Source organism: Herbaspirillum sp. GW822-FHT03A08 (assembly GCF_058801885.1).
Window position 1 is genome coordinate 488619 of the sequence record NZ_JBXANR010000005.1, and the last position, 17625, is coordinate 506243.

A 17625-nucleotide genomic window follows, 5' to 3' on the forward strand; every position below is an offset into this window, starting at 1 on the left:
TCGCATGAAACCTTAGTACGAGGAAAGCATGAAACTCAAAGGCTCCTGCCACTGCGGCGCCGTGACCTTCTCGCTCAACAGCGACACGCCCTACCCGTATCAGCGCTGCTATTGCTCGATCTGCCGCAAGACTCAGGGTGGCGGCGGATATGCGGTCAATCTCGGCGGCGACTTTCACAGTCTCAAGGTCAAGGGCGCCGACGACGTCAGCGTCTATCACGCGCGCCTCAAGCGCAAAGGTGAAAAGCGTATTCACACCAGCACGGCCCAGCGCCACTTTTGCCGTCGCTGCGGCAGCGCCTTATGGCTATACGACCCGACCTGGCCGGATCTGGTGCATCCCTTCGCCTCGGCCATCGACACACCCCTGCCGGCGCCGCCTGAATACACGCACCTGCTGCTGGACTACAAGGCGCCGTGGGTGGAGGTCAAGGCCGGCCGCAAGGACAAGCAGTTCGGGCAATTCCCGAAGGAGTCGCTGCTGGAATGGCATCAGCGGCTGGGCTTCGCCGACGACGATTGAATCTCAGACCTGCACGCCGTCGCCGCTCCGGTGCCGCTGCTGCATCTGCTGCATCTGCTGAAAGCGGCCTGCAGTTTGCGGCTTGATGAACAGCACCACGACTTCCGGATGCTTGCCGCGGATGCGCGTCTCCATGTCGATCACCAGGGCTTCGATCTGCGGCGTCTTCAGGTCGTCTTCAAATTCCACGCTCAATGCCGCGAGAATCTGATGCGGCGCCAGATGCACCGTCAGCACACCGTTAGCGCCGACCACCCCGTCAAGCGCCGTAACGGTGGCCAGGATCGAATCGAGGATGTCCTGGTGTGCGCGCTCACCGATGAGCAGCCCCTTGGTTTCCTGCCCCAGGATGGCGGCAGTCACCGCAAGGATCACGCCGATGACGATGGAGGCGATGCCGTCATACATCGGCTCGTTCAGATATTGCGACAGCCAGATCCCGGCGAATGCAGCGGCAATGCCGAGTATCGCGGCAGTGTCTTCCAGCAGTACGATGAAGGTCGGAGGATCCTTGCTGCGCAGGACTTCTTCCGGCAGCTCGGCATACGATTTGGCGCCCTTGAACTTGTGCAGCGTCAGCAGCCATGAGCCGCCTTCAAAAATCGCGGCCGCCAGCAGCACCAGATAGCTGGCGGTGGCATTTTCTATCGGTTTGGGATCGAGGATGTGGCGGATGCCTTCGTAAATCGACAGGCCGGCGCCGAGCGTGAAGATCAGCACCGCCACCACAAAACTCCAGAAGTAGACCTCCCGGCCGTAACCGAACGGATGGTCGCGGTCAGGCCGCTGCCCGGCGCGATGCAGGCCGTACAGCAACAGCAACTCGTTGCCCATGTCGACGACAGAGTGGATGCTTTCGCTGAGCATGGCTGAACTGCCGGTCCAGATGGCCGCCCATAGTTTGGTCAAGGCCACCATGAAATTGCCGGCCAGCGCGGCGTAGATGATCAGCCGCGAGGACTTCTCCGGCTGCAGCAAACGATGGATGAGCCGGCTGGCGCTGCGTGGCATGTGGGTACCCTTTTGTTGTCAGCGCCGCCGTCCTGTCCTACAAGGCAATCAGTTCCTGTCCGATGCCTGTGCAGACGCGACAGCGTTAGGCTGCGCTAACTCTTTACTCTTTCTTCATCATTCAGGAGCTGACAATGGACACCCATCCGAACGAACCGCTGGCGCGCGAACAGTATGCCGACGAACTGATGCGCCGCTATCGCGAACTGCGCCGCTGGGTGGTGGAAAACTGGCCGAATACCGAGCAGCCCTTGCAGCAATCGGATTTCATCGCCAGCGACCGCGAAGTCGCGTTGTTGCTGGGAGCACGCCTGCATGCCGGAGCAAAACAAGCCGGTCCGGCTAATGCGCACAATGCGCAGTACGAAGACGTCACGCCAATGCCCTGGCCGTAAATGCCTCTGCGCTCTTCAGCGTTCAGATGCGGCCTGTATAGGAGCGATTCCCCTGTAGATCGACATAGCGCGGCGGCGCCAGAGGATCGAAATCGTCCCAGTCGCCGTGCTCGATGTGGCCTTCGCTGCGTTCAATATCGGCGGCTTTGAGCGAGTGCAGCAAAGCGATCGCCTCGTTCTCTTGTGGCTGGCCGTCTACGGCGACCGCCACCCGCATGCCGGCTTTGCGGACTTCCACTTCCTGCGCATGGCGATTGCTGGTGTCGGTGTCATCGGTGGCATTGAGCGAACCGACCAGCGAACCGAGATGCGCACCCACCAGACCGCCCAGCGCCGGGCCGGCGGCTCCGGTCACCGGCGCCGTGGCGGAACCTATGGTTGCCCCCACAATGGCCCCGGTCGCCGCACCTGCCGCTACGCCGGCGTCGGTGTCTTTGGCGCCGGGTGATTTGTCACGGTCACCGCCGACCGGATACAGATCGTGCTGGCCGGCCGGATTGAGATAAAAGGTGGTAATGGCGTCGCGCGGATAGCCGGCCTGCACCAGTTCGTCCACGGCGTATTCGGTTTCATCCTGCAGTTGAAATCTGCCGACAATGATAGAGGACATGACAGAACTCCTTCCCGTTAAGTGTCGTCGAGACTCCGTTGAGCCTTGTTCAAAAGCCTATCCCGGTATCGTCATGGCGACGATAGGTGCGCCACGCATTCGACTGTAGGAATTGACGTTAAAAAATACCGGCCGGCATCACCGCGACAGCACCAGCACATCCACCGGAAAGCTGCGCAAAACGTCAGCCGCTGCGATGTATTGTTGCCGGATCGCGCCTTGCGTTCCCGTCAGGATGCTTTGCCATTCGCCGTTGCTCCACGCCAGCGGCAGATGTACTGCCGTATCCGCCCAGTGCTGCGGCGGGATCAGCGGTGCGGCGGATTGCAGCGATTGCGACGAATGGCCCGAAGCGATAAGCCGCGCGGCATGACGGCTGCACAGGACAATCACGGTGACGTCGCCGGCACTCCTGGCGAACGCCAGCAGATGGTCCGACAGTTCGCCTTCGACCGTCAGCGGTACATAGTCGCCAGTCGTGAACAGCCCCTCCCGTCCGCTACGGAAATGCAGCAGCGTGCTGATCATCTGCTGCTTGCAGGCGCCGCTGCGCCAGTCATCCAGCGTCAGCGCCTGCAGGCGGTTGGTCGCCATCAACTCCTGCCGCAACGCATAGTCGACGGGACGGCGGTTGTCCGGATCGACCAGACTGAAATCCCAGAGGTCGCAACCCTGATACAGATCGGGAATGCCCGGCACGGTCAGCCGCAACATGGTGTGGCTCAGGCTGTTGAGCGCGCCGGCCGCGGATATCTCCTGTATGAACGCACGCAAGGCCGGCAAGAAGAGATTATCGGGATCCGGTCGCAGGATACGCTGCAGGAAAGCTTCGCAGTGTCCTTCATAAACGGAATCCGGAGCGTTCCAGTCGGTGCGGCGCTTGGCTTCACGCAAGGCCTTGCGCTGCCATTCGGAGACGCGCCGGACCAGCTCCTCCAGTTCCTCCGTCCGGGCCTCTCCGGGCTGCGCCAGCGGCCATACGCCGACCAGTGTCTGATACAGCATCAGTTCGTCGACGGCATCAATGGGGGCCTGCACCCGTGCAGCCATATTGAGCGCGCGCCAGCGTTGCAATGCCTGTTGCCAGTGCGCCGGAATTTCACTCAGCACCGCCAGCCGCATGCGGGCGTCTTCGCCGCGCTTGTGATCGTGGGTCGCCGTCGCCAGCATGCTGCGCGGAAAATCGCGCTGCCGCCGCAGGACGTCCCGGTGAAAATCCTCCACCGGCAAAGCCAGCTGGGCCGGATCGGAACCGACTTCGTTGCGCGACAACAGACGGCCGTAGCGATAAAAAGCCGTGTCTTCGGTCGACTTCGCCGTCAGTGGCGGCGTGAGCTGCTGAAACCGCGTGAGCGCGCGCCAGTGCAGCTTGCTGTAATTGGCGACGGGCTCGTCTTGCATCGGCAGTTTCGGCGGCTGCGGCGCATCGGCCAGCCAGCCGCTGATGGCATCGAGCGTGGTCAGATCCTGCTTGCGCAAGTAATCGCGTACGCGCGCCGCAGTCGTCCTGATCAGGAAAGCATCGCGGCTGTCGCAGCCGTCACGGTCGCCGTAGCTGCGATACACAGGAAAATACGCCAGCAGCTCCAGCATGCAGTGCCGTATCGACATCAGCGAGATGTCGCGGGTGGCGATGGTTGAGCGCGCCAGCGCGTGCAAGGTCGACGTCAGCGCATTGAATTCGCTGGCGAAGTTCTGGCTCAGCAGGCGCCGCCGCGTCGCCAGCACCACATAGTCGAATCCGTCAGGATCGGCACGGTATTCCTTCCAGATCGCATCGAGCGCCGCAGCGCCCTCGCCGTTGTGCAGCACGGCGCCGGCCTGGTCCATGAAGTCGTAGCCGGTGGTGCCGTCGAGGCCCCATTTGTTGCGCAGGTTTTCGTCGGGCGCGAGGATTTTTTCGGCGATGATGTACGGCGCCGTATCGCGCCGGATGCCTTGCAAGCGCGCGCGCAGACGTTGCACGTAGGCGCCGGGATCGGCCAGTCCGTCGATGTGGTCGATACGCACGCCGTCAATCAGGCCATCTTCATACAGACGGAACAAGGCAGCATGCGTTGCTTCGAAAACCTCTTCCAGCTCCACCCGCATGCCGATCAGGTCGCCGATTTCAAAGAAGCGCCGCCAGTTGATTTCGTCGCCGGCATTGCGCCAGTCGGACAGACGGTAGTGCTGGCGCTCCAGCAGTGCATGCAGGGCGTGTGCGCCGTGCGGCGTCGCGGCGCTGAAGCTCGCCAACGCCACATGCAATGATGACATGCTCTCCGCGTCGGCAACTGCGGCCGCCAGTTCGCGCCAGGCATGCTCGGCCTGCGTCTGGCGCTCTTCCTGCACCGCCGCCTCCAGCACACGCTCGAAAGCGGCCGCAGCTTGTTTCAGCCGGGGCGAATCCGCCACCGACAGAATCTCGACGTAATCCTCGGGCGCCACCGGCAGGCGATGACCCGGGATGGACACATGCAGGCGCGCCGATTCCGGGTCAAAGTCCAGGCCGATCTCGCCGTCGCGCAACAGTTCGCCATATGGCTTGCCCAGCACCGGCAACAGCACTTTGCCGTGCAGCGCCGGATCGGCGCCCAGCCATTCAATGTCGAACCAGCATGCATGGCGGCTGTGCTGCCCCCATAGCAAGACATCGCACCACCAGGGATTCTGTCCGCCCACGGCCATGTGATTGGGCACGATATCGACGATCAAGCCCATCTGCCGCGCATGCAGACCCAGCACCAGGCGCAGCAAACCTTCTTCGCCGCCCAGCTCCGGATTGACGCGCCCCGGATCGACCACGTCGTAGCCATGCGTCGACCCGGTGCGCGCCGTGAATATCGGCGATGCATACAGATGGCTGACGCCAAGACCCGCGTAATAGTCGCACTGCGCCAGTGCGTCGTCGAAGGTGAAGCCCCGGTGAAACTGCACGCGCAAGGTCGCTTGCAACGGGCGTGGATGCTGCTGAGAATGAGAGATCGGCATGTTTACTTTCGCGGGTCGATGCGTTGCAGCAGACGCATGCGCCGACGGCATGGCGCCTGCTCGAGCAAGGTCGATGCGTCGCCCGGCAGACGCCGCTGCCAGTTGGGATGTACGGCGACGGTGCCAGGCAGGTTCGGTTGTTCTTCCAGCCCCAGCAGGTCCTCCATCGGCAACAGAGCCAGCGGCGCCGGCGTCCGGGCAATGTAGGCGGCCGCGCCGTCGACCACGGCTTCCGGCTGATCGTCGGCCGGTTGTCCGCCGCTCACACAATCGGCGTCGAGCAAGGCTTGCCACAGGGAACTCCGGTCTTGCCTGCGGTCGTCCAGCGCCTGCGCTGCCGTGTCGCCCGGCATCAGCAGGTCGAGTTCGGCGCGCCATTCGATGTCGCGGCCGCGCCACCAGCCTGCCACGGTCGGCAGATCGTGTGTAGACGTGGTTGCGATGGCATGCGCCGGCCACGACTTCGGCGCCAGAAAACGCCTTTGCTCCCGCTCAAACCAGAGCACGCCGATGCCAAGCAATCCGCTGTCCTTCAACTGCGTATCAAAACCCTCAGGCACGGTGCCGAGATCTTCGCCGATCACGATGGCGCGGTGCCGCCATGACTCCAGCGCAATCAACCGCAGCAAATCCTGCGCCGGGTAGCGCAGATAAGCGCCGTCATTGGCATCGGCGCCTTCCGGCGTCAGCCACAGGCGCGTCAGTCCCATCACATGATCGATGCGCACGCCGCCGGCATGGGCAAACACGGAGCGCAGCATTGCGATGTACGAACGGAATCCCTCAGCGCGCATGGCCAGCGGCGAAAATGCGCCGATACCCCAGTTTTGTCCGCGGGTATTGAGCAAATCGGGCGGCGCGCCCACCGACAAGCCGGCAATCATTTCTTCACTGTGACTCCAAGCCTGGCTGCCGCCGTTGTCGGCACCGACCGCCAGGTCGGCGATCAGGCCGACCGCCATGCCGCTGTCGCGCGCGGTTTGCTGTGCTCGCTGCAAGCTGCGCGCGGCCTGCCATTGCAGAAAGATGTGAAAGTCGATCTCGCCGCCCTGCTCTTGTGCGAAGCGACGCATCTCCGCCGAATCGGGATGATGGTAGCGTTCCGGCCAGTGCCGCCAGTCGCTCGCGATGCCCGGCGTCCTGGCAGCCAGCGTGTGATGCAGCGCCTCAAACAATGCGTGGTCGTTCAGCGCCTGTCCGCCTTGCAAACGAAACGCGGCGAATTCAGCAGAAGGCGTGCTCTGCATGCGGAACATGCCATACAAGCGCCGCAACAGTTGCAGGCGATGGCGCCCTGCTTCCGGCCAGTTGACCTGCGACGCCTGCTCAAGACGCAGTTGCAGCGCCGTGGCTTCCGGGCCGGCTTCCTGCAATACCTGAAGCATTGCATCGCGTCCCAGGATACTTGCAGGGTCAACATGCAGCACGTTAAGAAACAGGCGGCTCGATGGCGAATACGGACTGAAGCGATGCGTGTCGGCCGCAAACATCGCGTGCACCGGCGAGATCGCCAGCGCGGTTGCGCCTTCCTTGCCGGCCTTCGCCGCCAGTTGCGCCAGTCCGCCAAAGCTGCCGATGCCGCCGTCGTGTTCACTGCGCAATCCATAGAGTTGCAGCGCCAGCCCCCAACCGCGCCGGCTGGCGTCGCCCTTGTCGAGAAAGGCGTCCGCCACGCCGTAGCAACGCGGGGGCGCCACTGCCAGCGTGACTTCGATGCCTGCCACCTGCAGCCGGTGATAGCCGTAACGGTCGAGGGCGGCAATGGTCGGCGCGTTGCCGTCGTTGCCGGATATCTTGCGCGCCACGTGTTCGCCGGACTCCAGAACAATCAGGCAGGATTGTCCGTGCAGACCGCATTGGGCCGGCAAGACGATATCCCTGCCGATTTCTGCAGTGATCAGCGGCGGCAGCGCGGCCGAGCGGTTGATTTCCTGCAGACGCGCGCGGCTTTCGTCGGCCTGCCGATGGCTGTCGCACGGCAGACCGAGCGTTGCCAGGATGGTGCGCAACGATGCCGGCGATACCGTTTGCGGCTGGTCGTAGGCGTCGATCCAGTTGACTGCGATGCCGGCCAGCGCCGCCAGGTTATAGACGGCCTGGTCGTAGTCGCTGGGCGTGTGCCCGGCTGGTTCAGCTGGTTCGGCAGATTCCGGCAGGCCGTTCATCTTGCTGCCTCGCGAATGACCAATATGGAATGCGGCGGCAATACGCCTCCGGCCAATCTATCAAGTACGCCGCCGCTGTCGAACAGAACATCGGCGCCGGCCAGCGTGGCAAGCGTATCCAGCATCGCGTCCGATGAATCCTGTACGGCCTGCTTGTCCAGATTGATAGTGATGCACAGCACCGTGCCGTTATTCAGCCGCCAGCGCGCATAGACCGCCGCAGGTCCGATAGCTTTCGCGTCCAGCGCAACGGCGCCCGGCAGATAAGGCGTAATTGCCTCGCGCCGGATCAGCAGCAGGCGATAGCACCACCCCATCCACTGGCCGGCGCTGGCGTCTTCTTCCGGCGCGACAGGTTCTGGAATCGACGCCATGAAGGTGGAAAAACTGTTGGGGTCCGGCAAGGCGTCAAGCGCCGCCGGGTCCGAGAATTCCGGAAAGCGTGAAAACTCCTTGCGCCGCCCTGTGCGCACGGCATCGGCCAGCTTCTCGTCGGCATGGCTGGTGAAGTAATAGAACGGCTGCGTTGCGCCATACTCTTCTCCCATGAACAGCATCGGGATCTGCGGCGACAACAGCAGCAAGGCCTGCGCTGCGCGCAAGGCGGCGGGGTCCGCCAGCGCCGTGAGCCGTTCGCCGTGGGCGCGGTTGCCGATCTGATCATGATTCTGGAGAAACAGCACGAAGGCCGTCGGGGGCAGCTCGACGCTGCTCTCGCCGCGTGTCTCGTTGCCGCGGTAAGGAGATGGTTCGCCCTGATAGACGAATCCTTCGCGCAGGCAACGCGCCAGTTTTTCAGCGGGCTGGATCGCGTAGTCAGCATAGTAGCCGCCGGTTTCGCCGGTCAGCAGAACGTGCAGGACATGATGGCCGTCGTCGTTCCATTGCGCCTCATACTTGCCATACTTGCCGCTTCCATCCCCTCCGCCGACACCGCCATCCAGCAGCGACGCCGCATTGCCATCGTGTTCCAGCACCAGATGAACATGCCGCTTGCCGAGGCCGATTTCCTCGTCTTCCAGTGCGATCGCCGTGCGCACCTTCGCCGCAAGCGCACGCAGCCAGCTCTGATCGCCGATGGCATGCACGGCATCCAGACGCAGACCGTCGAAGCGGTACTCCTGCAACCAGTACAAGGCATTCTGCGCAAAGAAATCCGCCACCTCGGGCCGGTGAAAATCGATGCTCTGTCCCCACGGCGTATCTGTATCGTTGCGGAAGAACGGCGAGTAGCTGGCGAGGTAGTTGCCGTCCGGCCCGAAGTGGTTGTACACCACGTCGAGGAACACCATCATGCCCAGGCTGTGCGCGGTATCGATGAGCTGCTTGAGCTGCTCCGGCGTGCCGTAACTGGCATCGGGCGCATACGGCAGTACGCCGTCGTAGCCCCAGTTGTAGGCGCCGGGAAACTCCGACACCGGCATCAGCTCGACCGCTGTGATGCCGAGTTCCGCGAGTTCAGGCAGGCGTTGCATGACGCCGGCAAAACCGCCCAGCGCGCCGACGTGCAACTCATACAGCACCGTTTCGTGCCACGGACGGCCGCGCCAGTCGAGCGTCTGCCACTCATAAGCGGAAGCGTCGATGACCACGCTGTCGGCATGCACGTCGCCGGCCTGGCAGCGCGAGGCAGGATCGGGGACGCTGATCTCGCCGTCGATCTGCGACATCAGCACGTAGTGATACTGGGTCAGCGCTTCGCAATCGGTCTCGACTTCAAACCAGCCTTCGTCGGAGGAAGTCAATGACGGCGACATCGGGACGCGACGCTGGCCATCCAGTTCGACCGCAGCCGTTTTGGCCAGCGGCGCCCAGATGCGAAACCGTGTGCGACCGTTACCCAGGTACTCGGCGCCGAAGGGCAGCTTGTAGTGGAAACGAACGTTGTTGGGATGGAGCGGAACGAGACTGTTCATGATTTTTCCCGGCATGGGCGATTGGCGAATACCTGCACGCTATGAGCCGCGACTTCGACGCTGGTCCCGCTATACGCATCTCTGGATGCGGCACCGTCGGCAATATTGCTGTCGATCAGCAGATAGTGCGCATCGTCGGGACGCGGGAAGGTGAATTCAATGGCTTCGTGCCCGGCATTGAAAAACATCAGCACGATATCGGGCGGCGGCGGCGCGTCTTCCTCCGCTTGCTCCTCGGGCAGATTGCCCGTGCCGGCGCATTGCAACGTCAGCGCGCGCGCCACCGGATTTTGCCAGTCCTCGACCGAGATCGGTGTGGCGCGCTCGTCAAACCAGGCGACATCGTGCAAGCCCTTGCGAATCTCGCGATGGCCATGCAGGAAGTGGTCGCCTTGCAATACCGGAAAATCGCGGCGGATCGCCGTCAATCGGCCGACGTAAGTGGTCAGCGCCACCGCAGCGTCGCTGCCGGCGGCATTCCAGTCCACCCATGAGATTTCGTTATCCTGGCAATAGGCATTGTTGTTGCCGTTCTGGCTGCGATGGAATTCGTCGCCGGCCAGCAGCATCGGCGTTCCCTGTGCGAAGAAGACGCAAGTCAGCATGGAACGCTGCACCGTTTCGCGCAACTGCAGGATGGCGGCATCGTCAGTTTCGCCTTCCACGCCCCAGTTGGCGCTGTAGTTGTCGTTGTGGCCGTCATTGCCGTTTTCACCGTTGGCTTCGTTGTGCTTGGTCTCATAACTGACGAGGTCGCGTAAGGTGAAGCCGTCATGTGAAGCGATGAAATTGACCGATGCCCACGGTTTGCGATGGTGGTGATCGAACAGATCCGACGAGCCGAGCATGCGTCCGGCAAACTCGCCGCGCAGACCCTCGCCGCCGGCCCAGAAATGGCGCACGCCGTCGCGGAACTTGTCGTTCCATTCCGCAAAGCGCGGTGGATGATTGCCTAGCTGATAGCCGCCCGGGCCGATATCCCATGGCTCCGCGATCAGCTTCAGCTGCGACAGGACGGGATCCTGCATCAGGGCATCGAAGAAACCGCTATGCGGGTCGAATCCCGTCGGCTCGCGCCCCAGCGTCGAGCACAAGTCGAAACGGAAGCCGTCGATATTGAAGGCCTGCGCCCAGTAGCGCAGCGAATCCAGCACCATCTGGATCACGCGCGGATGCGACATGTTGATGGTATTGCCGCAACCGGTGTCGTTGATGTAATAACGTTCCTGCCCGGGGATCAGGCGGTAATAGCTGGCGTTGTCGAGACCGCGGAAACTCAGCGTCGGCCCCAGCTCGCTGCCCGAACAGGTATGGTTGTAGACCACATCGAGGATCACCTCGATGCCTGCCGCATGGAAATGCCGCACCGCCATGCGCACTTCGTTGAGGTCGCCGGTCGACAGATAGCTGGGTTCGGGAGCAAAGAATCCCAGCGTGCTGTAACCCCAGTAATTGCGCAGATCGCGTTGCAGCAGGAAATTTTCCTGCAGGAAGGAATGCACCGGCATCAGCTCCAGCGTGGTGACGCCCAGTTTTTGCAGATGCGCGATGAAATCGGGATGGCCCAGCGCTGCGAAAGTACCGCGCTCATGCGGCATGACGCCTGGGCGCTGCATGGAGATGCCCCGGACATGGGCTTCGTAGATCACGGTTTTCGACCATGGCACACGCGGTCGCGGATAGTTCTGGCCGACCGGCATCTCTTCGATCACCACACCCTTGGGCATGGCGGCGGCGCTGTCGCGGCGGTCATAGCTGAGATCGCCCTTGGGCGAATGCAGTCGGTAACCGAACAAGGCATCAGTCCAGCGCACCTGCCCCACCAGCTTGCGCGCATAGGGATCGAGCAGCAGCTTGTTGGGATTGAAGCGATGTCCCTTTTGCGGCTCGTACGGGCCGTATGCACGGTAGCCGTAGACCAGTCCCGGCGAAGTGTCTGGCAGATAGCCGTGCCAGACTTCGTCGGTGCATTCCGGCAGGGTGATGCGTTCGACTTCGCGCCTGCCGGTGGCATCAAAGATGCACAGCTCGATTTTGCTCGCATGGGCCGAAAATACGGCAAAATTGATCCCCAGTCCGTCAAAACGCGCACCCAGTGGATAAGGTGCTCCTGCCTGCAGTTTTCTTGGCGTGATCAGTGTCATTGTTCTTTTCTCAGTTGCGTTTTCAGTTACGTTCGCGGTTGCATTTTCAGTGTCGTTCTCAGACTATCGCCGGCGCAAAACAAGGGTCGACAGCGGCGGCAAGGTCAGCAAGACGGAAGCCGGATAACCATGCCATTGCTCCGCCTGCGCAGTCACCCCGCCGGCATTGCCCAGATTGCTGCCGCCATAGATATCGGCATCGGTGTTGAGGATTTCGTCCCATTGGTAGCTGTTGCCGGCACCCGGAGGCACGCCGATACGGTAGTTGTGGCGCGGCACCGGCGTCATGTTGACGACGGTCAGCAGCGGCGCCTCGCCATCGTTTCCGTAGCGGAAATAGGCAAACACGCTGTTGACGCTGTCGTTGCCCACCACCCACGAAAATCCCTCCGCCTGTGAGTCGTAGCGATGCAAGGCCGGGAGATCGACATAGATCCGGTTGAGGTCGCGCACCAGGCGCTGGATGCAGCGGTGGCGCGGGTCGTCCAGCAACTCCCACTGCGGCGATTTGTCGTGATCGAACTCATCGTACTGGCCGAATTCGCTGCCCATGAACAGCAGCTTCTTACCCGGATGGCTCCACATGAAGCCGAGATAGGCGCGCAGGTTGGCGAACTTCTGCCAATAGTCGCCCGACATCTTTTGCAGCAAGGTGCGTTTGCCATGGACCACTTCGTCGTGCGAGATCGGCAGCACGAAGGATTCCGAAAACGCATAGATCATGCCGAAGGTGAAATCGTGATGGTGGTAGCGGCGGTAAATGCTGTCCTGCTCGGCGTAGCGCAGCGTGTCGTGCATCCAGCCCATGTTCCACTTGTAGGAGAATCCCAGTCCGCCCTGCTCCACCGGAGCCGTCACGCCCGGCCAGGCGGTCGATTCTTCGGCGATCATCAGCGCACCGGGGCAACGCTCCTGGACTGTCTGGTTGAGTTCGCGCAGGAAGGCCACCGCCTCCAGGTTTTCGCGGCCGCCATGAATGTTCGGCACCCACTCGCCGGCATTGCGGCTGTAGTCGCGGTACAGCATCGACGCCACCGCATCCACCCGCAACCCGTCGACGTGAAAATGTTCCAGCCATTCCAACGCGCTGGCGATCAGAAAACCGCGCACCTCGTGCCGGCCGAGGTTGTAGATCAGCGTGTTCCAGTCCTGATGGAATCCCTCGCGCGGATCGCCATGCTCATACAGCGGCGTGCCGTCGAAGTGGGCCAGTCCGTGGGCATCCGACGGAAAATGCGCCGGCACCCAGTCGAGGATGACGCCGATGCCTTCGCCGTGACAGGCATCGACAAAAGCTGCGAAATCTGCCGCCGCGCCGAAACGCGCGCTGGGCGCAAACTGTGACAAAGGCTGGTAGCCCCATGAGCCGCCGAAAGGATGTTCCATCACCGGCAGCAATTCGACGTGAGTAAATCCCATGCCCTTCACGTAAGGGATCAGGCGCTCGGCCAGTTCGTTCCAGTCGAGATTGCGGCCGTCCTCTTCAAGGATGCGCATCCAGGAGGCGGCATGGACTTCATAGATGGACATCGGCGACTGCGCCGATTGCCGCTGCGCGCGTTGCTGCATCCAGCTCTCGTCGCGCCAGCGGCGGCCGTCGCGGTCATCGATGACGCGTGACGCCGTGGCCGGCGGCGCTTCCGTAGCGCGCGCCATCGGATCGGCCTTGGCCGGCAGTACGGTGCCGTCAGGTCCGACGATTTCGTATTTATACAGCGTGCCATCGCGCAAACGGGGAATGAACAACTCCCACACTCCCGCGCTCTGGCGCAGACGCATCGGATGCCGGCGGCCGTCCCATTGATTGAAATCGCCGACCACCGAGACACGCCGCGCATTCGGCGCCCAGACTGCAAAGCGCACGCCTTCGACGTCATCGATGGTCATGACCTGCGCGCCGAAGCAGCGGCCCAGCTGGCGATGGCGTCCTTCGCGGAACAGATGCAAGTCGAAGTCGCTCAGCAGCAGACCGAAGGCGTAGGGGTCTTCGGTGATCTGCACTTCTTCGCCGCCATCGGCGCACGGCCACGCAACGTGCAGCACATAGGGAATCTCGCGTCGCGCCGCATGCGCAGGCAACACCACCTCGCCATAGAAAATACCGCTGCCGGCCTCGACGCCTTCCGTTGCTTCCAGCGGCGTCAGGTTGCCCAGCAACGCGCCGTGCGGATCGATATCGTCCGCCGGCCGCGAAAATACCTGCACGGCGATCGCGCCCGGATAGTAGCAGCACAGACGCAGTCGCTGCTCGTCCTGCGCCAGCTTCGTATAGCGCGGACCGAGCAAGGCGAACGGATCGCCGAGCTGCCCTTGCTGCAGGCTGCTCGCCAGCGCCGTGCCGGGAAGGTACGACGAATCCGGCTGAATGGAATGTTCGTTATCCATGGTGCTCTTCATTTGAGGCAATGCCATCGTTACTCCCGTCGATGTTATTTTTTATCCAGTAAGCGATTTGCGATGGCATAAATGCCGTGCAACGGCACATGCATCCATGCAGGCCGGTTGGCCGCTTCGTAACAAATCTCGTAGGCTGCTTTTTCCAGGGTGAACAGATCCAGCAAGGCGTTCTGGGCGGCCAGCGGCAGGCTGTGCGCCAACGCCGGATTGCCGACGCGATAGCCTTCCAGGAACGCGGCCTGGCATTCCGGCGCAAAGCGGCGCAGAACTTGCTCCTTGCCGGCACGCGCCGCATCGTCCAGATCGCCGGGCCCCATGTTGCGGCCAAAGGCGGCGGCGTAATCGAAGGAGCGCATCAGTCCGGCGACGTCGCGCAAGGGGCTGCCCTTGGCGCGGCGCTCTTCCAGCGAGCGCGCCGGCTCCCCTTCGAAATCGATGATGAAGACGTCGTTGAACGCGATCAGGATCTGCCCCAGATGCAAGTCGCCGTGCAGTCGGATGCACAAGGATCCTTCGCCGGCCTGCGCCAGTTGCTCGATGCGTTTGAGCAGCGGTTCGCGCTGCGCCAGCAGACGGCCGACGTGGCGCGCTTCATCCACCGTGACCCAGTCGTTCTTCTTGCGCAGGATGTCGCAGGCGGCATTGAGCTGCGTCGCCGCCGACTGCGCCCACGATTGCCAGACCCCGGTGCGCACCGTCTCCGGCGAGAAAGCGGCATTGTCGCTGGGCTTGCCGAGCAAGGTATGCATTTCGCCCAGCCGCTGTCCAAGCAATCGCGCAAACGTGGCCAGCTCGGCCAGCGCGGTGTTGCTGTTATTGCGGGAGTGCTGCGCGTGGTTGGGATCGGTCAGGGTATCGCTCTGGATCGCGCGCTCCAGCGTATCCATGGTCCATTGCCAGGCATCGCCCTGATTGTCGACATAGCGTTGCAGGACGATCAGCGCATACGATGTGCCATCTTCGCCGTTGCGCGTGACTTCGCCCAGCGTGGCAGGCACATTGGGGAAGCCGTGCTCGGTGAGATAGCGCCCCATTTCGATTTCCGGATGGATGCCGGGCTTGACCAGCCGCAGCACCTTCATGACCATCGCATCGTTGATGACCACCGAGCTGTTCGATTGCTCCTGCGCGACACGCCGCAAGTGCAGCGGCGCCTTGAGGACGGCGGCGTCGAAGGCCGCAGTCGGCGCGAACAGAACATGTCCCTGCCCGGCAGGCACCTGGGCGCGCTCGGACAGCAGTTCCAGCACGGTCATGATGAAGGAATCGAGGGCGAATGCATCCGTCAGGAAGCCGACATGGCGATTGCGGCGCACGCGCGACAAGGCCAGTTGGTGCGGTAAAGCCGAGACGGTGTCTTCTTCGCGGATGAAGCCCAGCGGCAACAGATAGCGCTGTACCTGCGCGCCTGCCGTGACTTCGATTTCGCTCAGCACCACCGGCAAGGCTCCGGGCACGTTCTTTGACATTGGCAGCGTGGTGGCCGCAACCATCTCGACCTTTTCTATAGTCCGCTGCTTGGCGGCGTACCAGCGGCGTTTGAGCAGATAGTGCGGCAACACTTCCTGTTCGAGCGTGGTGCGCGCCGGCGCTTCCATGATCTCTTCGACACCGCTGCGCAACACCAGCGTGACATACTCCGGCAACGGTTCAGGTGTGGCGGCATACCACGACGGCATATTGGCTTCGGTCGCCAGCAGGAACCAATAGAAGCCGAACGGCGGCAAGGTCAGCAGGTAATTCAGCTTGCCGATCGGCGGGAACGCGGTACCGCCCATCATTTCGATAGGAATCCGTTCGGCAAAGGCCGATAACTCCAGCTCGACTGCTTGCGCCGATTGCGACAGGTTCGCCACGCACAGAATGGTCTCGGTGGCGCCGCCTTGTTTGGGGTCGCTGTATTCCCGCAGATAAGCCAGGATCTTTCGATTGCTCGGATAGATCAGCGTCAGCGTGCCGCGGCCGAAGGCCTGATGCTGCTTGCGCACGCTGAGCAGGCGGCGCATCCAGTTGAGCATGGAGTGGCGATCGTCACTCTGCGCCTCGACATTGATGGTCTGATAGCCGTATTGCGGGTCCATCAGCGGCGGCAGCACCAGCCGTGCCGGATCGGCGCGCGAGAAACCGCCGTTGCGGTCCAGCGTCCATTGCATCGGCGTACGCACGCCATCACGGTCGCCCAGATGGATGTTGTCGCCCATGCCGATCTCGTCGCCGTAGTAAATCACAGGCGTACCGGGCATCGACAGCAGGAAACTGTTGAGCAGCTGAATGCGGCGCCAGTCGCGCTCGACCAGCGGCGCAAGACGGCGGCGGATGCCAAGATTCAGACGTGCGCGGCGGTCCGGCGCATAGAAATTCCACAGGTAATCGCGCTCGGCGTCGGTGACCATTTCCAGCGTCAGCTCGTCATGGTTGCGCAGGAAAATCGCCCACTGGCATTCGGCCGGAATGTCCGGCGTCTGGCGCAGGATGTCGGTGATCGGAAAACGGTCCTGGCTGGCCAGCGCCATGTACATGCGCGGCATCAGCGGAAAATGGAAAGCCATGTGGCATTCGTCGCTGTCGCCGAAATACTGCTGCACGTCTTCCGGCCACATATTGGCTTCAGCCAGCAGCATCCGATCCGGATACTTGCGGTCCATCTCGGCGCGGATGCGTTTGAGGATGGCGTGAGTCTCCGGCAGGTTTTCGTTGCTGGTGCCTTCGCGCTCGATCAGATAAGGCACGGCATCCAGGCGCAAGCCGTCAATGCCGAGATCGAGCCAGAAGGACATGACATTGAGCACCGCCTTGAGCACTTGCGGATTGTCGAAATTGAGATCCGGCTGATGCGAATAGAAGCGATGCCAGAAATAAGCCTTGGCGACCGGATCCCAGGTCCAGTTGGATTTTTCGGTGTCGACGAAGATGATGCGGGTGCCGTCGTAGCTCTTGTCGTTGTCCGACCAGACATAGAAATTGCGCGCCACCGAGCCGGCGCGAGCTTGCCGTGCCCGCTGAAACCACGGGTGTTGATCCGAAGTGTGGTTAATGACCAGTTCGGTGATGATGCGCAAGCCATGCTCATGCGCCGCAGCGATGAAGCGGCGCACGTCGCTCATGTTGCCGTAATCGGGATGGACGCCTTTGTATTCGGCGATATCGTAGCCGTCGTCGCGGCGTGGAGACGGATAGAATGGCAGCAGCCAGATGGTGTTGACGCCCAGACCTGCGATGTAGTCCAGCTTTTTGATCAGGCCGGCGAAGTCGCCGATGCCGTCATCGTTGGCGTCGAAGTAGGATTTGACATGAATCTGATAGATGATCGCGTCCTTGTACCACAGCGGATCATCGGTGAAGCGCAAACCTGCCCTGCCCGCGCGTGTCGCCTTGGCACGCTCTGCCTTGCTCGCCTTTTGCTTGCGGCCTTTGGCGTCAGGATTATCTTTCTTGTCGCCGGAAGGCGGCTCGCGGTTACGAAGGACGGTACTGTTCGATGGGATATCCAT

Annotated in this window: 10 protein-coding genes; 2 read left to right on the forward strand and 8 right to left on the reverse strand. The window is 62.3% G+C overall.

What is annotated here, in order from left to right; translation table 11 throughout:
* The first annotated feature begins 28 nt into the window (after positions 1–28).
* Entirely contained in the window at positions 29–523 is a 495-nt protein-coding gene (locus AC1RN6_RS18355) for a GFA family protein (RefSeq protein WP_493006889.1), read from the forward strand.
* A 3-nt stretch (positions 524–526) separates the two neighbouring features.
* Here the strand turns inward: AC1RN6_RS18355 and AC1RN6_RS18360 are convergent, their stop codons facing one another.
* Positions 527–1534, reverse strand: a complete 1008-nt coding sequence (locus AC1RN6_RS18360) for a cation diffusion facilitator family transporter (protein WP_493006890.1) — start codon at positions 1532–1534, stop codon at positions 527–529.
* A 134-nt stretch (positions 1535–1668) separates the two neighbouring features.
* Here AC1RN6_RS18360 and AC1RN6_RS18365 point away from each other — a divergent pair, with 134 nt between their 5' ends.
* A complete protein-coding gene (locus tag AC1RN6_RS18365) occupies positions 1669–1929 on the forward strand; it encodes a hypothetical protein (RefSeq protein ID WP_493006891.1) in 261 nt (86 codons plus the stop codon).
* A gap of 22 nt (positions 1930–1951) precedes the next feature.
* Here AC1RN6_RS18365 and AC1RN6_RS18370 read toward each other — a convergent pair whose 3' ends face one another.
* From AC1RN6_RS18370 to treS, 7 genes are all read right to left on the reverse strand, one after another.
* Entirely contained in the window at positions 1952–2539 is a 588-nt protein-coding gene (locus AC1RN6_RS18370; protein ID WP_493006892.1) for a hypothetical protein, read from the reverse strand.
* A 138-nt stretch (positions 2540–2677) separates the two neighbouring features.
* Positions 2678–5512: a malto-oligosyltrehalose synthase gene (gene treY / locus AC1RN6_RS18375; protein WP_493006893.1), complete on the reverse strand. Its 2835-nt coding sequence runs from the start codon at positions 5510–5512 to the stop codon at positions 2678–2680.
* Positions 5513–5514: 2 nt separating this feature from the next.
* On the reverse strand, positions 5515–7677 hold the full coding sequence (gene malQ, locus AC1RN6_RS18380) for a 4-alpha-glucanotransferase (RefSeq protein ID WP_493006894.1): 2163 nt from the start codon (positions 7675–7677) through the stop codon (positions 5515–5517).
* On the reverse strand, positions 7674–9593 hold the full coding sequence (gene treZ, locus AC1RN6_RS18385) for a malto-oligosyltrehalose trehalohydrolase (protein ID WP_493006896.1): 1920 nt from the start codon (positions 9591–9593) through the stop codon (positions 7674–7676). The genes malQ and treZ overlap by 4 nt, the downstream gene beginning before the upstream one ends.
* On the reverse strand, positions 9590–11737 hold the full coding sequence (glgX, locus tag AC1RN6_RS18390; protein ID WP_493006897.1) for a glycogen debranching protein GlgX: 2148 nt from the start codon (positions 11735–11737) through the stop codon (positions 9590–9592). The genes treZ and glgX overlap by 4 nt, the downstream gene beginning before the upstream one ends.
* A 63-nt stretch (positions 11738–11800) precedes the next feature.
* Positions 11801–14122 carry a 1,4-alpha-glucan branching protein GlgB gene (gene glgB / locus AC1RN6_RS18395; RefSeq protein WP_493006940.1) on the reverse strand — a complete coding sequence of 774 codons (2322 nt, stop codon included), beginning with the start codon at positions 14120–14122 and terminating at the stop codon, positions 11801–11803.
* Positions 14123–14166: 44 nt separating this feature from the next.
* Complete coding sequence (gene treS, locus AC1RN6_RS18400) at positions 14167–17625, reverse strand: maltose alpha-D-glucosyltransferase (protein ID WP_493006898.1); 3459 nt, start codon at positions 17623–17625, stop codon at positions 14167–14169.

What these genes read in the sequence shown, in the direction of transcription:
- AC1RN6_RS18355 (WP_493006889.1), top strand. Translation starts at nt 29, where the DNA reads ATGAAACTCAAAGGCTCCTGCCACTGCGGCGCCGTGACCTTCTCGCTC.
- AC1RN6_RS18360 (WP_493006890.1), bottom strand. Translation starts at nt 1,534, where the DNA reads ATGCCACGCAGCGCCAGCCGGCTCATCCATCGTTTGCTGCAGCCGGAG.
- AC1RN6_RS18365 (WP_493006891.1), top strand. Translation starts at nt 1,669, where the DNA reads ATGGACACCCATCCGAACGAACCGCTGGCGCGCGAACAGTATGCCGAC.
- AC1RN6_RS18370 (WP_493006892.1), bottom strand. Translation starts at nt 2,539, where the DNA reads ATGTCCTCTATCATTGTCGGCAGATTTCAACTGCAGGATGAAACCGAA.
- treY (WP_493006893.1), bottom strand. Translation starts at nt 5,512, where the DNA reads ATGCCGATCTCTCATTCTCAGCAGCATCCACGCCCGTTGCAAGCGACC.
- malQ (WP_493006894.1), bottom strand. Translation starts at nt 7,677, where the DNA reads ATGAACGGCCTGCCGGAATCTGCCGAACCAGCTGAACCAGCCGGGCAC.
- treZ (WP_493006896.1), bottom strand. Translation starts at nt 9,593, where the DNA reads ATGAACAGTCTCGTTCCGCTCCATCCCAACAACGTTCGTTTCCACTAC.
- glgX (WP_493006897.1), bottom strand. Translation starts at nt 11,737, where the DNA reads ATGACACTGATCACGCCAAGAAAACTGCAGGCAGGAGCACCTTATCCA.
- glgB (WP_493006940.1), bottom strand. Translation starts at nt 14,122, where the DNA reads ATGGATAACGAACATTCCATTCAGCCGGATTCGTCGTACCTTCCCGGC.
- treS (WP_493006898.1), bottom strand. Translation starts at nt 17,625, where the DNA reads ATGGATATCCCATCGAACAGTACCGTCCTTCGTAACCGCGAGCCGCCT.